The organism is Maricaulis maris, from assembly GCF_003634045.1.
In the GTDB taxonomy this organism is placed as follows: Bacteria; Pseudomonadota; Alphaproteobacteria; order Caulobacterales; family Maricaulaceae; genus Maricaulis; species Maricaulis maris.
In genome coordinates this window covers 121861-142830 of the sequence record NZ_RBIM01000002.1, presented here as the reverse complement: position 1 = coordinate 142830, position 20970 = coordinate 121861, and the positions used below count along the sequence as shown (strand labels likewise).

General features: G+C 62.4%; 19 protein-coding genes and 1 tRNA gene. 10 read left to right on the top strand and 10 right to left on the bottom strand.

Annotated features, from left to right (window positions below):
- Window position 1 precedes the first annotated feature (1 nt).
- On the bottom strand, window positions 2-988 hold the full coding sequence (gene msrP / locus C7435_RS03765) for a protein-methionine-sulfoxide reductase catalytic subunit MsrP (RefSeq protein WP_121210109.1): 987 nt from the start codon (window positions 986-988) through the stop codon (window positions 2-4).
- A gap of 229 nt (window positions 989-1217) precedes the next feature.
- Between msrP and C7435_RS03760 the strand changes: the two genes are divergently transcribed.
- Genes C7435_RS03760 through C7435_RS03750 form a run of 3 tightly spaced genes read left to right on the top strand, consistent with a single transcriptional unit; the run spans window position 1218 to window position 4734 of the window.
- Window positions 1218-2762, top strand: a complete 1545-nt coding sequence (locus C7435_RS03760) for a bifunctional GNAT family N-acetyltransferase/carbon-nitrogen hydrolase family protein (RefSeq protein ID WP_075189838.1) — start codon at window positions 1218-1220, stop codon at window positions 2760-2762.
- Entirely contained in the window at window positions 2762-3250 is a 489-nt protein-coding gene (locus C7435_RS03755) for a GNAT family N-acetyltransferase (protein ID WP_121210108.1), read from the top strand. The genes C7435_RS03760 and C7435_RS03755 overlap by 1 nt, the downstream gene beginning before the upstream one ends.
- A complete protein-coding gene (locus C7435_RS03750; protein ID WP_121210107.1) occupies window positions 3247-4734 on the top strand; it encodes a RimK family ATP-grasp domain-containing protein in 1488 nt (495 codons plus the stop codon). Before C7435_RS03755 ends, C7435_RS03750 begins: the two co-directional genes overlap by 4 nt.
- A gap of 54 nt (window positions 4735-4788) precedes the next feature.
- Here the strand turns inward: C7435_RS03750 and C7435_RS03745 are convergent, their stop codons facing one another.
- Together C7435_RS03745 and C7435_RS03740 are read right to left on the bottom strand one after the other, a co-directional pair.
- The gene (locus C7435_RS03745; protein WP_121210106.1) at window positions 4789-4917 is read right to left on the bottom strand and encodes an entericidin A/B family lipoprotein; all 129 of its coding nucleotides are present in this window, start codon (window positions 4915-4917) and stop codon (window positions 4789-4791) included.
- A gap of 97 nt (window positions 4918-5014) precedes the next feature.
- Window positions 5015-5102: transfer RNA gene (locus C7435_RS03740), tRNA-Ser, on the bottom strand.
- Between the two features lie 123 nt (window positions 5103-5225).
- On the opposite strand from C7435_RS03740, the gene C7435_RS03735 reads away from it, so the two are divergent.
- From C7435_RS03735 to mazG, 7 genes are all read left to right on the top strand, one after another.
- On the top strand, window positions 5226-6176 hold the full coding sequence (locus tag C7435_RS03735) for a septal ring lytic transglycosylase RlpA family protein (RefSeq protein ID WP_170150332.1): 951 nt from the start codon (window positions 5226-5228) through the stop codon (window positions 6174-6176).
- Between the two features lie 124 nt (window positions 6177-6300).
- The gene (locus C7435_RS03730; RefSeq protein ID WP_121210104.1) at window positions 6301-7446 is read left to right on the top strand and encodes a D-alanyl-D-alanine carboxypeptidase family protein; all 1146 of its coding nucleotides are present in this window, start codon (window positions 6301-6303) and stop codon (window positions 7444-7446) included.
- Window positions 7447-7449: 3 nt separating this feature from the next.
- A complete protein-coding gene (tmk, locus tag C7435_RS03725; protein ID WP_121210103.1) occupies window positions 7450-8085 on the top strand; it encodes a dTMP kinase in 636 nt (211 codons plus the stop codon).
- Window positions 8082-9131, top strand: coding sequence for a DNA polymerase III subunit delta' (locus C7435_RS03720; RefSeq protein WP_121210102.1), 1050 nt, complete (start codon window positions 8082-8084; stop codon window positions 9129-9131). The genes tmk and C7435_RS03720 overlap by 4 nt, the downstream gene beginning before the upstream one ends.
- Window positions 9132-9133: 2 nt before the next feature.
- Window positions 9134-9916, top strand: a complete 783-nt coding sequence (locus C7435_RS03715) for a TatD family hydrolase (protein ID WP_121210101.1) — start codon at window positions 9134-9136, stop codon at window positions 9914-9916.
- A gap of 47 nt (window positions 9917-9963) precedes the next feature.
- A complete protein-coding gene (locus C7435_RS03710) occupies window positions 9964-10764 on the top strand; it encodes an MBL fold metallo-hydrolase (RefSeq protein WP_233350672.1) in 801 nt (266 codons plus the stop codon).
- A gap of 330 nt (window positions 10765-11094) precedes the next feature.
- On the top strand, window positions 11095-11916 hold the full coding sequence (gene mazG / locus C7435_RS03705; protein ID WP_121210099.1) for a nucleoside triphosphate pyrophosphohydrolase: 822 nt from the start codon (window positions 11095-11097) through the stop codon (window positions 11914-11916).
- Between the two features lie 16 nt (window positions 11917-11932).
- On the opposite strand, the gene hflX is transcribed toward mazG, so the two are convergent.
- The 7 genes from hflX to C7435_RS03670 form a co-directional block, all read right to left on the bottom strand.
- Window positions 11933-13285 (bottom strand): GTPase HflX, encoded by a 1353-nt coding sequence (gene hflX, locus C7435_RS03700; RefSeq protein WP_121210098.1) that lies wholly within the window; start codon window positions 13283-13285, stop codon window positions 11933-11935.
- On the bottom strand, window positions 13282-13554 hold the full coding sequence (gene hfq, locus C7435_RS03695) for an RNA chaperone Hfq (RefSeq protein ID WP_075189826.1): 273 nt from the start codon (window positions 13552-13554) through the stop codon (window positions 13282-13284). Before hfq ends, hflX begins: the two co-directional genes overlap by 4 nt.
- A 106-nt stretch (window positions 13555-13660) precedes the next feature.
- Window positions 13661-14506 carry a D-amino-acid transaminase gene (locus tag C7435_RS03690; RefSeq protein ID WP_121210097.1) on the bottom strand — a complete coding sequence of 282 codons (846 nt, stop codon included), beginning with the start codon at window positions 14504-14506 and terminating at the stop codon, window positions 13661-13663.
- Window positions 14507-14516: 10 nt separating this feature from the next.
- Complete coding sequence (locus C7435_RS03685) at window positions 14517-15920, bottom strand: potassium transporter TrkG (protein WP_121210096.1); 1404 nt, start codon at window positions 15918-15920, stop codon at window positions 14517-14519.
- A 3-nt stretch (window positions 15921-15923) separates the two neighbouring features.
- On the bottom strand, window positions 15924-17297 hold the full coding sequence (gene trkA, locus C7435_RS03680; RefSeq protein WP_075189823.1) for a Trk system potassium transporter TrkA: 1374 nt from the start codon (window positions 17295-17297) through the stop codon (window positions 15924-15926).
- 21 nt (window positions 17298-17318) lie between these two features.
- Window positions 17319-18707 (bottom strand): nitrogen assimilation response regulator NtrX, encoded by a 1389-nt coding sequence (gene ntrX / locus C7435_RS03675; RefSeq protein ID WP_121210095.1) that lies wholly within the window; start codon window positions 18705-18707, stop codon window positions 17319-17321.
- Between the two features lie 3 nt (window positions 18708-18710).
- Complete coding sequence (locus C7435_RS03670) at window positions 18711-20930, bottom strand: sensor histidine kinase (RefSeq protein ID WP_233350671.1); 2220 nt, start codon at window positions 20928-20930, stop codon at window positions 18711-18713.
- Window positions 20931-20970 lie beyond the last annotated feature (40 nt).

Below are 20970 nucleotides of genomic sequence, written 5' to 3'. Positions count from 1 at the left end.
CCTAGTGGTTCTCGATCAGGTCCATACCGGCATACATGTGAGCGACCTGTTCGGCATAACCATTGAACATCTCGGTATCCCGCCGGGCAAAGACATTGCCACCGATAACCCGCTCCGACGCCTGGCTCCAGCGCGGGTGCGCGCGGTTCGGATTGACGTTGGAATAGAAGCCGTATTCGCGCGGCGCCGACCGGTTCCAACTGGTTTCCGGCTGTTCCGACACAAAACGGATTTTCACGATCGATTTGATCGACTTATAGCCGTATTTCCACGGCACGACGAGACGCACCGGGGCGCCGTTCTGATTGGGCAGGACCTCGCCATAGAGCCCGACCGCCAGGAAGGCGAGCTCATTCATCGCCTCATCCATGCGCAGGCCTTCAACATAGGGCCAGTCGAGCACCCGGAACCGCGTACCCCGCATTTCGTCATGATCCAGCTTGGTTTCGAACTGGACGTAGCGGGCGTCCGATGTCGGCTCGAACGCTGCCAGGACCTGCGCCAGCGGTACGCCGATCCAGGGAATGACCATCGACCAGGCCTCGACACAGCGCAGCCGGTAGATGCGTTCCTCCAGGTTCGAGAAATCGACAACATCCTCGAGCGCAAACCGACCCGTGCGACCAGCATGACCCTCGACCTCGATTGACCAGGGATCCGTGGTCATCGCATCGGCATAACGGGCGGGATCATCCTTGCCGACGCCGAATTCGTAAAAATTGTTATAGCCTGTCACAGCCGGGTAGGGCGTCTGCGTATCCGCGACGTCATAAGCGGTGCCTCGATAGTCAAGCGCACCGCTGGTCGGTCGTGATCCGGAGGCCGCGCCACCGCTCGGCTGGCTGGCCGTCTCCGCCTCACACGCCGCCAGGCCTGACAGGGCCAGGGCGCCGCCCGAAGCGATGATCTTGCGGCGATTGAGGAACAAGCCCTTGGGTGTGACCTGGGATTCTCGGGCCTGCCAGGGGCGGGAGGTGCGAAAGAACATGTGTGGTTTCCGTGCCTGCTTGCCTAAAGAGATAAGCCGATTTGGCCGCGCGTCTGCCCCGTCTACGGTTTCGTGATCGCTTTGCGCGCGGATGTTACCCGAAAACAGGGGTGAAGCTTGCAGTTATGCCGGCAATATTGTCGTTGACGACACTGATGGTTGCTCTACGGATCAGTCTTGAAAGCACCTGCGGCCATGGGCCGGGGTCAACGCCTTACAGGGGATATGATTGCCCAGCCAACCCGGTCGCTCGACGCTCAATGTCCGTAATGCCACGCTGGACGATATTCCCCGGATCATTGATCTGGTCGGTCGGGTCTATCCTGAAATGGGCGCCTATTCCGCCGGCATGCTGCAGGGCCAGATCAGCAATTTTGCCGATGGCCAGGTTGTCGTCGAGTATGAGGACCAGATCGTCGGCTATGCGGCCAGCTTCATCATTGATGGCGAGACCGCGCTGAAACCGCACACCTGGGATGCGATCACCGGTGGCGGCTATGCCTCGCGCCATAATCCGAAAGGCGAGTGGCTCTATGGCATGGAGGTCTGTGTCGATCCGGCGCGGCGTCGATTGCGGATCGGTCAGCGCCTGTATGATGCCCGCAAGGAACTCGCGGAGCGCTATGAGCTGGAAGGCATCGTGTTCGGTGGCCGGATGCCGAACTGGCAGCGCAAACGCAAGCAATACCCCACCGCCAAGGGCTATCTCGATGCGGTCATGGCCCAGGAGATCGCCGATCCGGTGATCCGCTTCCAGGCGCGCATGGGCTTTGAGCCAATCGGCGTCCTGAAAGCCTATTTGCCCAGCGACCGCGCCTCGCGTGGCTGGGCCAGTCACATGGTGTGGCGCAACCCTTATGCCGTTGAACAAAAATTGAGTGACAACGCGCCGCCGGGGCAAAAGGACATTGTTCGGGTCGCGACGGTGCAATTCCAGCAGCGGCGGGTCGAGAGTTTCGACGAATTCATCAGCAATATCGAATACTTCGTCGATGTCACATCGGACTATCGCTGCGATTTCGTGGTGTTTCCGGAGCTTTTCACCCTGCAGCTTCTGGCGCTGGAGGAGACCCGTCTCACCCCGGCCCAGTCCATTGAACGCCTGACCGAGTACACGCCGCATTTCGTCGAGAAAATGCGCGAGCTGGCGATCAGCTACAATATCAACATCATCGGTGGATCTCACCCGACCCGGACCGAGGATGGCGATATCCAGAATGTCGCCTATGTCTTCCTGCGTGACGGTTCGGTCCACGCCCAGGAGAAGATCCACCCGACGCCATCCGAGCGTCACTGGTGGAATATCCTGGGCGGTGACGAGATCATCACCATCCCCACCGATTGCGGCCCGATCGGCGTGCTGATCTGCTATGACAGCGAATTCCCGGAACTGGCCCGCAAGCTGGTCGATGCGGGCGCCAAGCTGCTTTTCGTGCCCTTCTGCACCGACAATCGCCAAGGCTATCTGCGCGTACGCTATTGCGCCCAGGCCCGGGCGATTGAAAACCAGTGCTATGTCGTGATGTCCGGCAATGTCGGAAATCTGCCGGGCGTGGAAAACATGGATATCCAATACGCCCAGTCCTGCATTCTCACCCCGTGCGACTTCCGCTTTGCCCGCGACGGCATCGCCGCCGAATGCACCGAGAATGTCGAAACCGTCGCGATCGCCGATCTCGATCTCACCGACCTCGATTGGGCGCGGCAGGAAGGCACCGTCCGCAATCTGCGCGATCGCCGCTTCGATCTCTACAAGGTCGACTGGAAAGCCTGATGACGACCCCGGTGCGCCTGGCGGTGCGGGATGACATTGATCGCATCGACGCAATCGAGGCGGCCAGCTTCACCGCGGATCGTTTTGCGCGCCGCAACCTCCGGCGCATGCTGACCGGTGGTCGCACGCGCTTCTTCCTTGCGGATGCCGAAACCGGGCAGGGCGGTTATCTCGCCCTCAGCCTGCGCACAGGCAGTACGGTGGCCCGCATCTATTCGCTGGCCGTTGATCCGGTGTCGCGACGCCAGGGCATTGCGGACGCGCTTTTGCAAGCCGCCATTGCCTGCGCTGCGGCCGAGAATTGCGACCGTGTACGGCTTGAAGTCCGGCCCTCGAACAAGGCCGCGGTCAAATTGTATGAGCGCCTCGGTTTTCGCTTGCATGACAAGCGAATTGCCTATTACGAGGACGGCGAAACAGCCTTGGTTCTGGAGCGCCCCGTCGGGACCGGTTCCACAACCTTTCCAGCGGAGCATGACCCCTCGTGAGCGACTGGCTCATCCTTGTCGAATTTCCGAATGATCTCGCCCAACACGAGACCCCGCACAAAGTCCTGCGAGTCCGCGACTATCTCGCCAATCCGGGGCTTTTTACCCAACGGCGACCCAATATTCTCAATCTGGCGCGCTCCTACGGCTACCAGACGCAAGGCTATTACGCCTCCCTGCTGGCCGAGGCCCGTGGTCACCGGATTGCGCCGACAGCCCAGACCATGGTCGAGCTGTCGCGCAAGACACTCTACGCCCAGGCCCTGCCGGAATTGAACGCAGCCTTGCTCCGTGAGCGCGCCGACGCGGCGTCTTTGCCATCCGCCCTGACCATTGCCTTCGGGCGCGTGGATCAGCCCGGTCTTGGACGTTTCGGCAAACTGTTGTTCGACTGGTTCCGGGTGCCGGTACTGGAAGTCACGCTCACCAAATCGGGACAGGCGATCGAACGGATCCGGTCGTTGGCGCCCAATGCGCTCAAGGGCGAGGCGCGCGCCTTCTTTCTCGATGCCCTGGCACGCCACACCCAGCGTGGCTGGTCGGACCGCAAGGAGAAGGCGCCGGCACGCTGGTCGCTTGCCGTGCTGACCGACCCGTCCGAAGACATGCCGCCGTCCAGGCCCGCATCGTTGAAGCGGCTGGCGACCGTGGCGGCCCGCATGGGCGTCGAAGTTGCTCCGATCGGCCCCAACGATCTGGCCAGCCTCGCCGAATACGACGCGCTCTTCATCCGCATGACGACAGCCATCGACAATGTCACCTATCGCTTCGCCCGCCGGGCCGAGCAGGAGGGCATGCCGGTGATTGACGACACCACGTCGATGATCCGCTGCACCAACAAGGTCTTCCTGAAGGAATTGCTGGAACTGGGCGGCGTGCCGGCGCCGCGCACCGAAGTGATCGATGAGAACCAGTCGCTGGACGGGTTGATGGACCGTTTGGGAACGCCGGTCGTGCTCAAGGCGCCGGACGGCTCGTTCTCGCGCTCCGTCCACAAGGTCTCGACCGAGGCCGATCTGCGGGTGCGGGCCAAGCAATTATTTGAGGACACTGCGCTGATCATCGCCCAGGAATACCTGCCCACCAGTTTTGACTGGCGGGTTGGCGTGCTGGACGGGGAGGCGCTGTTTGCCTGCCAATACAAAATGGCCAAGGGCCACTGGCAGATCATCAAACATGTCGAGGGCGGCAAATCGCTGGAGGGCGGGTTTGCGAGTTTTGATGTCGCCGACGCGCCGCCGGCCGTCATCGAAACGGCCCTGGCCGCCGCCAAATTGATCGGCCGAGGCCTTTACGGCATCGACCTCAAGGAAACGCCGGACGGCGTCTATGTCATTGAGATCAATGACAACCCGAACCTGGAGAGCGATGTCGAAGGCGCCGTGCTCAAAGACAAGCTTTGGGAAGCCATCATCGGCTGGTTCGCCCGACGCCTCGAAGCCCGCATCGGAACGCCTGCTACCTTGCTCGTCGGCAAGTCCTGAACTGTTGGCGGCGGCACTTGGCGCCGCCGCCCAAACAGCTCCGGTCGTGTTTTCCTAGTTGGTCGAGTCCTGAACGGCCTCGCCGGCGCGCTCTATATCCTGTCCGGCCCCGCGGATCGTATTGCACCCGGCGAGGCTGACCGCAAAAAGCGCGACGGCGGCAAAAGTGACGATTCTCTTCATGGCGACCTCTGCTGATATGAGATGAGCAGAATGCCTGATGACGCTTGGGGCGGCAATGCCACTTTTATCGCGACGCCGGGGCCAGTTACCAAGCGAATGGCGGAGGGGGAGGGATTCGAACCCCCGGAACCTCGCGGTTCAACGGTTTTCAAGACCGCCGCAATCGACCACTCTGCCACCCCTCCGGTCGCTTCAATTAGACGGCTTGGCGCATGGTGCGCAACTCTCCAGATGCAGCTTACGCTCCTTTCACCATTCTGCGCTAAACAGGTGACTGGACCGAAATTCCAAAGCGGAGTGATCGCGGCGTGCAGAACTGGCGGCTTTTTCTGGCGGGCCTGGCCTTGAGCCTGGTGGCGGCCTGCTCATCGACACCGGACAATCTGCGTCATTATTCCAGTGGCGGTTCGACCGCCGGTGGTTCGGGGCCGTGGCAGCCGGCGACCAGCACGTCGACACGCTCCACAGCCCCGGTCAGTACCAACGGCCTGATCGCCGCATCGAGTGACCATCAAAAAGTCGGGCGCGCCTACACCGTTGCCGGGCGGACTTACCAGCCGCGGCGGGACGACCGCTACGACCAGACCGGTATCGCATCCTGGTATGGCCCGAATTTCCATGGTCGCCCGACCGCCAATGGCGAAGTCTTCGACCAGCACGCCATGACAGCGGCGCACACGACCCTGCCGATTCCCTCCATCGTCGAGGTCACAAACCTGGAGAACGGCCGTTCGGTGATCGTGCGGCTCAACGACCGCGGCCCATTTGTGGACAATCGCCTGATCGATCTCAGCCGTGCGGCAGCCACGGAGCTCGACTATATCGGTACGGGGCTGGCGCATGTCCGCGTGAGATATCTCGGCCCGGCCCACGAAGACGGTGCACCGCCGAACCGGGTCTATCATGCCAATGCCGAACCGGCACCGGCACAAGTGCCGACCCAAATGCCTGTCACGACACAAGTTGCGACAGTTGAACCGGTCACGATGGAGCCAAGCCCGGCCTGGCAGCCGGCCAGTGCAGGGGCCGGCCAGTTTTCACTGCAGCTGGGTGCTTTTTCCGATCCCGACAATGCCCAATCCTTCGCCCGGCGCCTGGATGGTGCCGGTGAGGTCTGGGTAGAAGCCGGCAATTCCGGTCGCGGACAGGTCTGGCGGGTCTTCTTCGGACGCTGGGCCGATCGCTCCGCAGCCCAGGCTGCGCGCGGCTCGCTGGCCGATTGGGGCGTCTATGAAACACGCATTGTCGCGATGAACTGACCGGGGATGTTGTCCCGGCCACTGCCGTCTTCGTGACCGCGGCGCTGGACGCCATCGTCTTGCCGCGCTTCAATGCTCATCTCGCCTCGAAGCAGTTCCGATTCCGGCCAGGGAGCGTATCGACGTGCGCGTCTTATCAGCATTTGCCTTCCTTCTTTCGCTCGTGATCACCGCGCCGCTTGCGGCACAGGCCACGTATCAGACCGATGCCAGCCACGCCGTCATTCTTGACGCCGAGACCGGTGAAGTCCTGTTCTCGCGCAATGGCGAGGAGGCGATGCCGCCCGCCTCGATGAGCAAGATGATGACCGTCCTGATGGTTATCGAGGCTCTTGAAGCCGGCTCATTGTCACTGGATGACGAGCTCCCGGTCTCTGAACATGCCTGGCGGACCGGCGGTGCGGCGTCCGGTTCCTCCACCATGTTTCTCGAGGTCAATTCACGGGCCCGCGTCGAGGACCTTCTGCGCGGCGTGATCATCCAGTCCGGCAATGATGCCTGTATCGTGCTTGCCGAAGCGATCGGTGGCAGCGAGCGGGGTTTTGCCGACATGATGACCGATCGGGCCCATGAGCTTGGCCTGACCAGCGCCAGCTTCGCCAACGCGACCGGCTGGCCTGACCCCGATCACCGCATCAGCGCCCTCGACCTGGCCCGTCTGGCCCGGATCCTGATCGAGGATCATCCGGACTATTACGGTCTCTGGGCCGAGCGTGAATTCACGTATAACGGCATCCGCCAGTATAACCGTAATCCGCTCCTGGGCGTGTTTTCCGGTGCCGACGGGCTGAAGACCGGCCATACCGAGGAAAGCGGCTACGGGCTTGTCGGCTCGGCCGAGCGTGATGGCGAGCGCCGCATCATCGTTTTCAATGGCATGACGTCGAACGCCGCCCGCGCCACCGAAGCCGAGCGCATGATGCGGGCAGCGCTGTCGGATTACGGCCTCTATCGCCTGTTCGAAGCCGGTGATGTGGTTGATCACCAAGCCGAGGTTTTCATGGGCGAAACGGAACGCGTTGCGTTGCGGGTCAATGCTGACATCACGGCCGGGCTGCATCGCCGCGCCCGGCGCGATCTGAGTGTCACGGTCAGTTATGACGGCCCGCTTGTTGCCCCGGTCAATGAAGGCGATGTCGTCGGCACGCTGATCGTTGAAGCCCCGGATTATCCGCCGCGCGAATACGATCTCGTTGCCGCAGAAAGCGTCGCCCAGAAAGGCCTGATGGGCCGGATTGGTGCTGCCCTTGCGCACATGTTGCGAGGCTGAGACGTGGCGGCGGGGAAATTCATCACGCTGGAAGGCGGCGAGGGCGTTGGCAAGACCACACTGATCCGCAGGCTGGCCGAAAAACTGGCCAAGCGCAGGATTGACGTCGTGGTGACCCGCGAGCCGGGGGGGACGCCGGGGGCTGAACTCCTCCGTGACATTCTTCTCAATGGCGATGTCAAACGCTGGTCGGCGCGCACCGAAGCCCTGCTCATGTTTGCGGCGCGCGTTGACCATGTCGAACGACGCATCAAGCCGGCCCTGGCCTGTGGCGCCTGGGTTTTGTGTGACCGTTTTGCCGATTCCACTCGGGCCTACCAAGGCGTGGCAGGCGGATTGTCGGCATCTGATCTGGCCGAGCTGCAGCATTTCGCACTCGGAGACTTCAACGCCGATCTTACCCTGGTCGTCGATCTCGATCCGGCGACCGGTCTGGAACGGACCGTGGAGCGGGGCGAAAAGGCAACCCGGTTTGAAAAATTCGACACCGCATATCATCAGCGCCTGCGTCAGGCTTTTCTCGACATTGCCGCCGAGGCGCCGCAACGATGCGCCGTCCTGGACGGCGCTTCCACGCCCGACCAGCTTCTTGACGCAGCCATGACCGCAATCGACACCCGGCTGATTGCCACCACATGAGTACCGATCCGGATATTGGCTCCGATGTCCAGCCCGGCTGCCTGCCGCCCCGCGAACGCTACGACTTGTTTGGCCATGACGCCGCCGAACAGGCCTTCGCCGACGCCTGGCAGAGCGGTCGCCTGCATCATGCCTGGATGATCACGGGACCGCGCGGCGTCGGCAAGGCAACCTTGGCCTGGCGCGCCGCGCGCCGTGTATTGGGAGCCCGCGCGATGCCGGAAGCGGGACCGCTCGGTGCCGGCGCCCAGGACCCGGTGTGCAAGCTGATCGAGTCGCAAGCCACGCCGGATCTTCTGTTATTGCGGCGCCCCTGGGACGAGAAGCGCAAGCGATGGCGCGGCGAGATCACGGTCGAGGAGGCGCGCCGGGCACCGCATTTCTTTGAAATGAGCTCGGGCGGTGGCGGCTGGCGGGTCTGCATTGTCGATAGTGCTGATGACATGAACAACAACGCCGCCAACGCACTCCTCAAGACACTTGAGGAACCACCGCATCGCGGCGTGCTTTTTCTGGTCACGCATACGCCGGGACGTTTGCCTGCCACGATCCGGTCGCGCTGTCGTCGCTTGTCGCTTCGCGCGCCTTCGGTCGAAGCCACAGCGGGCTGGCTGGAAGAGACGGGGGCTGCCGACAATGCCGGGTCGGCGTTGGCAGCCTCGAAACTGGCCGGCGGCGCACCCGGTCGGGCGCTGACGCTGATTGCCGGTGGCGGTGTCGAGCTGGCGGCCGAGGTCAATCTCCTGGTGGATCGCGGTGCAGCAGCCAGTGACGCTGATATCCGCAAAATCGCTGACCGCCTCAGCCTGAAAGGGCAGGAGGAGATGCGCGACCTGTTTTATGAAGTGTTGGCCAATGCGATCCGCGTCCAGGCGCGTGACCGGGCCGAGGCCGGTCGCGACGTAACGGACTGGCTGGATAGCTGGCGTAACCTCAACACGCTTGTCCGCGACGCCAACGCCCTTTATCTCGACCCCAAGCAGACAATTTTGAGCGCGCTCGGCCAGGTCCGCGATGTTGCGCGCAAGGAAAAGGCCCGCGCCTAGACATGTTCATCGACAGTCACGTCAATCTGCACGGCGAGCAATTCGCCGAGGATCTTGATGCGGTCATCGACCGAGCCCGGGCGGCCGGTGTGGGACGCATGATCACCATCTGTTGCCAGCTTGCTGATTTTGAAGCCGTTTCAGCGATCGCTGAAACGCATGACGATATCTGGTGCACGATCGGCGCGCATCCGCACCACGCCAAGGATCGTCCGGACATTACAGCGGACGAGCTGATCGAGATTGCCGCCCACCCCAAAGTCGTCGGCATTGGCGAAACCGGCCTTGATTTTCACTACGGCTACTCGCCCAAGGACCAACAATTTCAGTCGCTTGTTGCCCATATCGAAGCCGCTCGACGAACCGATCTGCCCCTCATCCTGCACACGCGTGACGCCGATGAGGCGATGGCCGATCTGCTGGAAGCGGAAATGGGGAAGGGGGCGTTTCGCCCGCTTTTGCATTGTTACACCGGCGGCGCCGAACTGGCCCGACGGGCGTCGAAGTTGGGTGCCTATTTCGCCGCCTCCGGAATCATTACCTTCAAAAAGGCCGACGAGGTCCGCGTGGTGTTCCGCGACGAGGTTGCCGACGACCGGGTCATTGTCGAGACCGATTGCCCGTATCTGGCGCCCATGCCGCACCGTGGACGCCGCTGTGAGCCGGCTTTCCTGCCGGATGTGGCGCGCGGCCTGGCGGCGGTGAAAGGTTGGAGCGAAGCAGAGTGCGAGCGACGCACGACCGAGAATTTCTTCCGCCTGTTTGACCGGGTCCCGGGTCCGTGAGTGGGGTCACCCGCCTGACGCTCCTGGGAACAGGATCATCCGGCGGCGTGCCACGCGCCAATGGTGATTGGGGCGATTGTGACCCCGCCAACCCGAGAAACCGGCGTCGGCGGTGTTCCGCGCTTGTCGAGCATGCACACTCCCAGGCCGATCTGGCGGGTGGCGAGGCGGTGACCCGGGTCGTTATCGACACATCACCGGATTTCCGCGAGCAGATGTTGTCGACCGCCGTGACGCGGATCGACGGTGTCCTGATGACGCATGACCATGCCGACCAGACCCATGGCATTGATGACCTGCGCGCCTTTGCCTATCTGCAGCGCCAGCGCATTCCGGTATGGATGGACACCGCTACCGCGAAAACCCTGACCACTCGTTTTGGCTATACCTTTCAGGCGGCACCGAATTCCGGCTATCCGCCAATCCTGGACCAGCGTCACATGCCGGCATTTGGCGAACGCGTGCTGGTCGGTGGTCCGGGCGGCGAGGTTGCGATCATCCCGTTTGACCAGGAACATGGCCGGATCCGATCGCTCGGGTTCCGGATTGGTCAGATCGCGTACTCGGCCGACATCAACGGACTGCCGGAGGATAGCGCCGAAATTCTCGACGGCGTGACTTGCTGGGTCGTCGACGCGCTGCGCGACGAACCGCATCCGACACATTTTCACGTCGATGCGGCGCTCGCCGCACTGAGCCGGGTCGATGCGACGATCGGCATTCTGACCAATCTCCACATCACACTCGACCATGCCGAGCTCGCGGCACGACTCCCGGACGGAGTCCGCCCAGGGCATGACGGTCTCATGCTGGAAGAGGTCGACGGCGTGATTTCGATCCGCGACTGACCGATTTGACCGGCACTTTGTCGCGCAGTTTCGCGCAGCGCCGGGCTCGATAAATCCATCATTTATTTCTCATAATATTTATTATGCGCTAAACGGACGTGCGCCAGCAACGAGATGCGCCGACACCCGGTAGCACCCCCTCATCCAATTTATCGAATAAATTCAATGCGACGCACCACCTACTTAAGGCGCGCTATCAGCGAGGAATTCGTTCGCGTGGTATGAGAGGTCTGAATTTTCTTCCTGCTTTAAGTATCGGCGGCGGGCTTACAGCGCGGCAAATCGGATTATGGTCGCGACGAAACTGCGCTCGACAAATCCGGAGACGTCATGGCCACGCCGCCCGAAAATCTCGCCCCTATCGACCGTCTTCGCGTCATCATGGCGAAGCTCCGTGATCCCGATGGCGGCTGCCCTTGGGATCTGGAACAGGATTTCGCGAGCATCGCGCCCTACACGATCGAGGAAGCGTATGAGGTCGCTGATGCGATCGAGCGCAAACGCTATGACGAGCTCAAGGACGAGTTGGGCGACCTCCTCCTCCAGGTCGTGTTTCACAGCCAGATCGCCGCTGAAGCCGGTCTGTTCGGCTTTGACGATGTCGCTGCCGCCATCAATGACAAGATGATCCGCCGCCACCCGCACGTGTTCGGAGATGCCGACACGCGCGATTCCGAGACGCAGACAGCTGAGTGGGAGGCGATCAAGGCAGCCGAACGGAAGTCCTCGGACAAGGGCGAGAGCCTGCTCGACGATGTGCCGGTCGCCCTTCCCGCCCTCAAACGCGCCCAGAAACTGCAAAAGCGCGCCGCCACGGTCGGCTTTGACTGGCCGACCGCTGACCGCGTTCTGGAAAAGGTCGACGAGGAGTTGGCCGAGGTGCGTGAAGCCATGGCGGCCGATGATGCCGACGCGGTCGCCGAGGAGATCGGCGACCTGATCTTCGTGTGCACCAATCTCGGTCGCAAGATGAAGGTCGATGTCGAGGCGGCAACACGCAGCGCCAATGCCAAGTTCGAGCGCCGCTTTCGGCATATCGAGGACACGCTCGCCGCCCGCGGTCAGGCGATGAAAGACACGTCCCTGGACGCCATGGAAGCACTGTGGGACGAGGCCAAGCGGATCGAGAAATCAACCACCGAACCGGCCTGATCAGCGACAGGTCCGGTCAGAAATCATCTTCGTCCTCGACCTCGCCAATCCCCTGCGGGATTGCCAGTTCGGGGAACTGTGCGCGAAACCGTCCGGCCTCGACCGGGTGCAGGCGAACCTGCATCGTGGTGGCACCGGTTTCCGCATCGATCTTGCTGGCCAACACATCGCCATGCGCATGCAGCCAGGCCAAGGCGCGTGCGTCCTGCGGCGGAATCCGGATTTCCAGCCGCTCATTCTCGCGTGACAAGGCCCGCTCGACGGCTTCGACGAGCACGGTAACGCCCTCGCCGGTCACCGCCGACAAGGCGAGCTTGACCGGGCGGCCGGCCTTCAGATTGGCCATCTGCACCGTGATGGCGAGGTCTTCAGCGCCGTCTTCGTCCAGTCGATCCGCCTTGTTCCAGGCTTCCAGCATGGCTTGTTCGTGCGCCGGCCCGGCCTCGATCGCATCCAGCACGCTCTCGACATCCTTGATCCGGCCGTCGCGATCCGGATCCGAGGAGTCGATGACATGGACCAGAAGGTCCGCCTCACGAACCTCCTCCAGCGTCGCCCGGAAGGCCGCGATAAGCTCGGTCGGAAGGTCCGTAATGAAGCCGACCGTGTCTGACAGGAGAATACGGGTGCCACCAGGCAGATCGACCGCCCTCACCGTCGGATCCAGGGTCGCAAACGGCATGTCCTGGGCGAACACGCCGGCACCGGTCAACGAATTGAAAAGCGTAGACTTTCCTGCGTTGGTATAGCCAACCAGCGCGACCGTCGGAAACGGCACATCCTGACGCTTCGAGCGGTGCAAGGCGCGCGTCCGGCGGACCTCGTCGAGCTGACGGCGCAGCTTGGCCATTTTTTCGTTCAGCAGACGCCGGTCGGTCTCGATCTGTGTCTCCCCGGGGCCGGCCAGGAAGCCGCGGCCGCCACGCTGGCGTTCCAGGTGGGTCCAAGTCCGCACCAGGCGCGAGCGTTCATAGGCCAGACGGGCCAGTTCGACCTGCAGCACACCTTCCTTTGTACGCGCGCGCTGGCCGAAAATTTCCAGGATCAGACCGGTCCGGTCGATCACTTTCACATTCCAGGCTTTTTCCAGATTGCGTTGCTGGATCGGCGACAGGGCGGTGTCGATTACCGCGACATTGGCCTCGAGATCGGCAATCATCTCGCCCAATTCGGCAAGCTTTCCACGACCAAAATAGCGGCCGCTATCGATCTTGCGGATTTGCAATATGGAAGCGTCCACGACCTCAAGGTCGAGGGCTTCGGCCAATCCGGCAGCTTCTTCGAGACGCGCCTCGGCGCGTTCCATGTCAGCGCGGCTGGCGGGATGAATGACAAGGGCGCGTGATACCGGCGCCTCGCGCTCAATCAATCCGTGGCGCTCTCTTCCGCTGCGTCTTCATCCGCCTTGTCATCCTCGAACAGCGAGACCGGTGCGGCCGGCATGATGGTCGAGATGGCGTGTTTGTAGACAAGCTGGGACAGCCCGTCGCGGCGAAGCAGGACACAGAAATTGTCGAACCAGGTGACAACGCCCTGCAGCTTGACCCCATTGACGAGGAAAATGGTCAGGGGCGTCTTCGTTTTACGCACAGAGTTCAGGAAGACATCCTGGAGATTTTGTTTTTTATCGTGCGACATGTTGGCTCCGCATGCGTCGCTTTGATCAGCGATTCGTATGTAGGGTATACAGCCCCTGCCTTGCCCTGCAACCACTTCATTTTGCATGGGAAGCTGGATTATGGGCTCACGCCTCGCCAAGATAGGCCTCGCGGAGCGCGGAGGTCAGTGAACCGGGTTCGCCATTGGCAATCACATTGTTGTCAATCGAAACTACCGGTGTCACGAACGAAGTCGCGGACGTCAGGAAAGCCTCGCGCGCATCCAGCGCGTCCTCCGGGGTGAAGGCGCGTTCCACGACATCAAGCCCAAGCCTTTGGGCACATTCAATAATTCGAGCGCGAGTTATGCCGTGAAGTATACCATGATCGGCCTGCCGTGTGAGCAATGTGCCGGCCTTGGTCACGATCCAGGCATTGGTCGAACTGCCCTCGGTGATGAAGCCGTCTGCGTCGACTTGCCAAGCCTCGACAGCCCCGGCCTCCACCGCCATTTGCTTGGCGAGGACATTTGGCAACAGGTTGACAGTTTTGATGTCACAACGCGCCCAGCGCTCGTCGGGAACGGTGATCACCGCGATTCCGGTCGCCGCACGGGCATCGGCCGCCGCGAAATCGAGTCGTTTGCAGGTCAGGACGATGGTCGGGGTGATCGGCTTTTTCGGAAACGCATGGTCCCGCCTCGCCTGCCCGCGTGAAACCTGCAGATAGACCAGCCCGTCGCGGACCCGGTTGCGGCGCAGGAGTTCGCGGATGATATGTTCCAGCGCCGGACGGCAGCGTGGCTCGGGAATGCGCAATTCCCCCAATGACCGGGCCAGACGCCCGAAATGCCCGTCCGCGTCCATCAATTGTCCGTTGCGAACGCTCCAGACCTCATAGACGGCGTCGGCGAACTGGAAGCCGCGGTCCTCGACATGAATGGCGGCATCGCCATGACGGCAGAAGCGTCCGTTGACATAGGCAAAGCGCATTGGTTTTTCGTCACTTCCTGATGAAGAGTGCCCACACGGCGGCGATCGCGGCGAGCACTTCCAAACGCCCCAAAATCATGGCTGAAATAAGGATGGGTTTGGTCTGGTCGGGCAGGTGCGACCAGCTCGCCAAGGGCTCGGACTGGTCGAACAACGGGCCGATATTGGCGAGCGCCGCCGTCATCGCGAGGAAAGCATCCTCGAAATTGAGACCGGCCGCCGTCAGCGCCATCGTACCCAATCCGATCGAGCCAACGAAAGCGAGCACATAGGCCCAGATCCCGACCAAAGCCGTCTCGTGTACCCGGCGGCCGCGAAAGCTCACCGGGACGACGCTTCGCGGGTCGGACAGGACCGCAAGCTCGGCGCCCATGCGTTTCCACAACAACAGTATCCGCGACACCTTGATGCCGCCTGTCGTCGACGCTGCCGCTCCGCCGATCAGCGCGACAAAGATCGATGCCGCGAGAGCCGGTATCACGCCACCGCCAGCGGAGAACCCACTGGTCGACACGATGAAGGCAGCATCCATGAAGTCCGAAAACGGTGTCCCGGGCCGCGCCAGGATAAAAAAGAAGCCCAAACCGATAATCAGGGCGCTGATGCCGAGAATGTCGGGGTCGCGCAGAACCGAGCGGTCACGGAGGACATCCCAGAACAGGGCAATGTTCAACGAGCCGAGCAGGCAGCCAATAACCACCCACAGTGTCGAGATCGGACCGATCGTGGCCAACAGGCCACCATCGGCGACCGTATAGCCGCTGGTCGAAATGGCGCTCATTGCCAGCACGGTCGAGGTGAACAATCCGTTGCCGCCAAACAGGAGACCGAGCCAGATCAGCGATGTCAAAATGGTGTAGATGACGCCGATGCGCCGTGCCGCTTGCGGCAAGTGGGAAAACACATTGTCGGACCGTAGCGTCAAAAGCGCCGACTTGCGGATCGCCGGAATGTCCCGATCGAGTGCCGCGAAAATGCCGATCGCGAGCAGTAGCGACGCATAACCGCCCAGCCAGGCCAGGATGGCGCGCCAGAAGATCAGCGAGCGTGGCAAATCCTCGGCCGGCAATAGCGTCGCACCGGTCGTCGTGACCGCCGAATAAGCTTCGAATACAGCATCGATCGGATCGAAATACCCGGTCAGCCAGAACGGCAGGGCCGCCATGGCCGGCGCGGTAATCCAGGATAGAAGCGCCAGACCCAGCGCATCGAGCGCACTCGCTTTTGATTGCAGGCCCCGCGTCGCTGTCAGGATGAAGATGCCGGGGATGAAGGCAATCAGCGCCGTCGTCCCGAACAGCGGCGCAAGATGCGGCTCGCCGACCGCCGCCGCCACGAAGGCCGCAAACAGGGCCACGCCCGCCAGGAGAACCCAGAGCGCGCCAAGCGGCCGGAGAAAGGCGACAGGCGTCATGGCTCAGAAATATTCGAGGCTGACGCGGAACAGGTGCTCAACCTTGGGAATGAGCGCGGTGTTGCAGAACAGGAGGACCCGGTCATTCTCGCGGATGCGGCCCTCGTCGCAGGGCAGGATCACCTTGTCGCCGCGCACCACGGCACCCAAGGCAACCCCGTCCGGCAATTCCAGCTCGTCGAGCGTCTTGCCGACCAGCGGTGAGGTGGACAGGGCAACGCCCTCCAGCGCTTCGGCCTGGCCGCCACCCAGGCTTTGCAGCCCCGTGATCCGGCCGCGCCGGATATGCTGGAGGATGGTCGAGACCGTGGTCGCCCGGGGATCGATCAGGACATCGATATCGAGGGCATCGCGCAGGCTTTCAAAGGCCCGGTCATTGATCAGCGACAGGGCACGTTCGGCCCCTTCCCGCTTGGCCATGACGGCGGACAACATGTTGACCTTGTCGTCATTGGTGACGCAGACCACAAGTTCGGCATCGGCGACGCCGGCTTCACGCATCAGCTTGGCATTGAGCCCGTCGCCATGCAGGACGACCGTCTTTTTCAAGCGTTCGGCGGCGGCTTCGGCGCGCGCCTTGTTGGCCTCGATCAGCCGGACCTTGACGCCACCGGCCCGCTCCAGCGCCCGCGCCACATAGACACCAATATTGCCGGCGCCGACGACCACAACGCGGCGGATCTGTTCGGAATTGCGTCCGAAAATGTCGAGAATTCGGCGTACCTGACGGCTTTCGGTAACAACATAGACGTCATCGCCGGCCAGCAAGGGGTCGTGCAGTTTGGGAATGAAGAGTGTTTGTTCACGTTGCACACCGACCACGGCGAGCCGGAGGTCGGGAAACAATTCCATGACCTGTTCGGTGGTTGAGCCGGCGACGGGCGAGTTTTCGTCGAGGCGCAGCCCCAACAATTGCACCCGCCCGCCGGAAAAGACGGCGGTGTTGAATGCGCCCGGTGTTTCGACCCGCTGCAGGATCGCCCGGCCAACCTCCAGCTCCGGCGAGATCACCACATCGACCGGCATATTCCCTGTCGAAAACAGGTCGCCCCAGGCCGGGTCGAGATAATTCTGTGCTCGCACGCGGGCAATGCGCATGGGTGTGTGGAACAGCGAATGGGCGACCTGACAGGCCACCATGTTGACTTCATCGGAATGGGTGACAGCGACCAACAGGTCCGCCTGGGCGGCGCCGGCGCGCTCCAGCACGTCCGGGTGCGAGCCGTGGCCGACAATGCCCTGGACGTCGAGATCGGTGACGACATTGTCGATCAACTCAGTCGACCAGTCGACGACCGTGACTGCATTGCCTTCACGCGCCAGTGCGCGGGCGATACCCACACCAACCTGCCCTGCTCCGCAGACAATCGCTTTCATGAGATATCCATCCGTCCGGCGTCAGGCCGCGCCTTCGCGTTGCGGGCTGCCAACCCCGAGCGATTTGAGTTTGCGATGCAAGGCCGACCGCTCCATGCCGATAAAGGCTGCGGTGCGAGAGATATTGCCGCCAAAACGGTCAATCTGGGCCTTGAGGTATTCACGCTCGAAATTCTCCCGCGCCTCGCGCAAAGACAAGGCGATCATCTTCTCGGCGTCAAACCCCACATCCTGGTTTTCCCGCGTCACGACTTCTGACGGCAGGGAGTCCAGCGTGATCGGTTCATCCATCGCGCCGGTCGCCAGAATGAGCAGGCGTTCGATATTGTTGCGCAACTGCCGAACATTGCCCGGCCAGCCATGGGCCTGCAAGGCGGCCATTACATCCTCACCGAAGCGGCGACGCGGCAGGCCGGCAGAGGCTGTTAGACGGTCCACGAAATGACCGACCAGGGCCGGGATGTCCTCGCGCCGGTCCGCCAGGGGCGGCACCTGCACCGGCACCACGGCCAGGCGGTGATAGAGGTCTTCGCGGAACAAGCCGCCCTGTATCCGACCAGCCAGATCCTGCGCCGTCGAGGAAATCACCCGCACATTGACCTGCACGTCGGCAGCGCCACCGATACGCCGGAAACGTTGCTCGACCAAGAGCCGCAACAACTTGCTCTGCGTGTCCTTGGGCATGTCGGCGATTTCGTCGAGATAGAGTGTGCCCCCATGGGCGCGCTCCAGCAGGCCGACATGCTTGACGCTGCCGTCCTCATTCTCGCGGCCGAACAATTCCTCCTCGACCCCCTCCGGCGACATACCCGGGGCACTGACGGCGACAAAATCTGCCTGTGCGCGCGGCGAGTTGTCGTGGATCAGCCGGGCTACCAATTCCTTGCCGGCGCCCGACGGGCCGCGAATGAGGACACGGCTATTGGTCGGCGCGACCCGGTCGACAAGCTGGCGCACCTGCACGATACCGCTGGAATCGCCGATCAGCGAGCTTTGTGCCTCGCTGCGTGCCCGCAACTGGGCATTTTCCTGGCGCAGGCGGCTGGTTTCCAGCGCGCGTGTCACGGTGAGCAGAAGCTTGTCGCTCTTGAAGGGTTTTTCCAGGAAGTCGTAGGCGCCCTTGCGGATCGCGGCGACGGCGGTCTCGATCGTGCCATGGCCGGAAATCACGATGACCGGCATGTTGGCATCAATGGCCCGGAATTCGTCGAGCAGTTCGATCCCGTCCAACCGGCTGCCCTGCAGCCAGACGTCGAGAATGACGAGGGAAGGTTTGCGGGCACGGATTTCGCCCAGCGCGCCGTCGGCATCCGCCGCTTCGCGCGTTTCATAGCCATCATCTTCCAGCAAGCCGCCGATCAGCTCCCGGATATCCGCCTCATCATCCACGATCAGAATGTCGCGAGCCATCGATCAGGCCTCCTGTGTGCTTTGAAGTTCTTGTTCTGGCAGTTCGGCGAGCGGGAATATCAACCGGACAACCGCTCCCGTTCCGCTGGGCGGCAGGTCGAGTTCGAGCCGCCCCTTATGGTCTTCCATCACGCGCTTGACGATGGCGAGGCCGAGGCCGGTCCCCTTCTCGCGCGTGGTCATATAGGGTTCGGTCAGTCGTTCCCGGTTCGCGGTCGGCCAGCCGAGCCCGTCATCGGTCACAGAGATGATGGCGAAACCATCCTGCTCGGTCAGCTGGACAGCAATGCCCCCCGAACCGCCATCCCTTTCCATACGCGCTTCGACACTTTCAGACGCATTCTTGAGAATGTTCGCAAGCGCCTGCCCGGACAGGCGGGCGTCGCACAGGCCGAGCACCGGGGCGGACGGCTTTTCGAAACTGACTTCGATGCCGGACGACGCCACGCGTCGTGCAAAAACGGCGGACTTGGTCAACTCGCCAAGTTCAACCGCCTCGACCTTGGGCTGCGGCATGCGGGCAAAGGAGGAAAACTCATCGACCATGCGACCGATATCACTGACCTGGCGGACGATGGTTTCGGTGCAGCGGTCAAAAGTCTCCAGATCGCTCTTTATCTCGCCGCGATACTTGCGGCGGATACGTTCGGCGGAGAGCTGGATCGGGGTCAGCGGATTCTTGATCTCATGGGCGATGCGGCGGGCCACCTCCCGCCATGCCGCATTACGCTGGGCGGTCACAAGGCGCGTCACATCATCAAAGGTGATCACCAGGCCGGCTTCCTCATCCATCGATGCGCGCGCGGTGATATGACGGATTTGTTCGTCGTCTGCCTCGAGATCGATCTGGGCTTCCGCGACTGAGCCGGGGCGCCGGCGTGCTTCATTGACGAGCCCGCTGAGCGCCGGGGTGATGTCATCCAGCCGGGCACCGATCTGATCGTGCGAACCGGGCGACAGCATGCCGATCGCGGAACGGTTGATCAGTGTGATCTTGTCGTCCTTGTCGAGGCCGATCACACCGGCCCGGACACCGGCCAGAATGGCCTCGATAAAAGCCCGGCGTTGTTCGCTTTCGGCATGGCTCTCGATCAGCTCGCGACGCTGGCTGCGCAATTGCCGGGTCATGCGGTTGAAGGCGCGGGCCAGGGCGGCAATCTCGTCATCATCGCGCCCCATCTGGACGCGCGCCTCCAGATCACCGCGACGCACCCGTTCGGCGGCAGCAACAAGGCGGGAAATCGGCGTGACAACGCGGGTGGCGGCGCTCAGGCCAAGCCAGACCGAGCCGATCAGTATCAGCGCGGCGACTTCGAAATAGAGCAGGAAGAATGTCTGCCGGATCGAACTTTCCTGCTCGTCGGCGCGGCGCAGCGCCACCCGCGCCTCCTCCATCTGCCGGAACAGGTCCACATTCATGGGGATAGAGGCGTAGAGATAAGCGTCTTCATAGGCCGTCAGCTGGGTCAGCAGGCGGACAACATCAGTTCCGACCGGGGAAAATTCCGGAGTCGACACAGCGACCCCACCCTCGCCTTCATCGGCGAGTTCATAGAGCCGGGTTGACGGCGCGACATAGGGCTCGTTCTCCTGGAACCGCGTTCGGGCCAACAGGTTGCCGCGTCCGTCCACGACATAAGCCGCCGAGAAGCTTTGCTGCGCCGCCAGTGCGCTCAGGCCCCAGACATACTGGATGCGACTGGAGCTGAAGGCCTCCACCGCATCGGGCTGATTCAGGGCCTCGACCATGGCGCTCAGCCGGTTGCCGGCCGCGTGCGTTTCACGTTCATAGATTTCGCCGGCCACGATTGCCGTGCCGTCGACGACGGTGGCGATGCGCTCGCCGAACCAATAATCGACACCACGATTGAGAACTGCACCAAGGAAGAGCGCCGCCAACACAGCCGGAGCGGCAGCGGCCAGCGAGAACAATGCCACAAAGCGAAGGTGAAGCCGCGGTGTCGGTTCGCCGAAACGCCGGGCCCGGACCCGCCGCACGAACCGCACGACCACCACACCGCCCAGACCGAGAATGAGCACCGCATTGCCGATCAGGAGCGCGGTCACCGTCCGGTCGTTCAGGCGCATCAGACCATTATCGCCCAGCAAGCCGGTTGCGGCGATGGTCAGGAAAATCGCTGAGGTGACGAAACCGATGCCAAACAGCGCCGCAGAACGCGGTGAGATGTTACGGATCAATGGCTTCGATGCAGTATTCGGCAAGTGTGTCTCACATGTTGCAGAAGCGCATCATTACTCCGTT

Bases quoted from the DNA above. Each gene is read 5' to 3' on its own strand.
- msrP (WP_121210109.1), bottom strand. From the start codon at position 988: ATGTTCTTTCGCACCTCCCGCCCCTGGCAGGCCCGAGAATCCCAGGTC.
- C7435_RS03755 (WP_121210108.1), top strand. From the start codon at position 2,762: ATGACGACCCCGGTGCGCCTGGCGGTGCGGGATGACATTGATCGCATC.
- C7435_RS03745 (WP_121210106.1), bottom strand. From the start codon at position 4,917: ATGAAGAGAATCGTCACTTTTGCCGCCGTCGCGCTTTTTGCGGTCAGC.
- C7435_RS03720 (WP_121210102.1), top strand. From the start codon at position 8,082: ATGAGTACCGATCCGGATATTGGCTCCGATGTCCAGCCCGGCTGCCTG.
- C7435_RS03715 (WP_121210101.1), top strand. From the start codon at position 9,134: ATGTTCATCGACAGTCACGTCAATCTGCACGGCGAGCAATTCGCCGAG.
- mazG (WP_121210099.1), top strand. From the start codon at position 11,095: ATGGCCACGCCGCCCGAAAATCTCGCCCCTATCGACCGTCTTCGCGTC.
- hfq (WP_075189826.1), bottom strand. From the start codon at position 13,554: ATGTCGCACGATAAAAAACAAAATCTCCAGGATGTCTTCCTGAACTCT.
- C7435_RS03690 (WP_121210097.1), bottom strand. From the start codon at position 14,506: ATGCGCTTTGCCTATGTCAACGGACGCTTCTGCCGTCATGGCGATGCC.
- C7435_RS03685 (WP_121210096.1), bottom strand. From the start codon at position 15,920: ATGACGCCTGTCGCCTTTCTCCGGCCGCTTGGCGCGCTCTGGGTTCTC.
- trkA (WP_075189823.1), bottom strand. From the start codon at position 17,297: ATGAAAGCGATTGTCTGCGGAGCAGGGCAGGTTGGTGTGGGTATCGCC.
- ntrX (WP_121210095.1), bottom strand. From the start codon at position 18,707: ATGGCTCGCGACATTCTGATCGTGGATGATGAGGCGGATATCCGGGAG.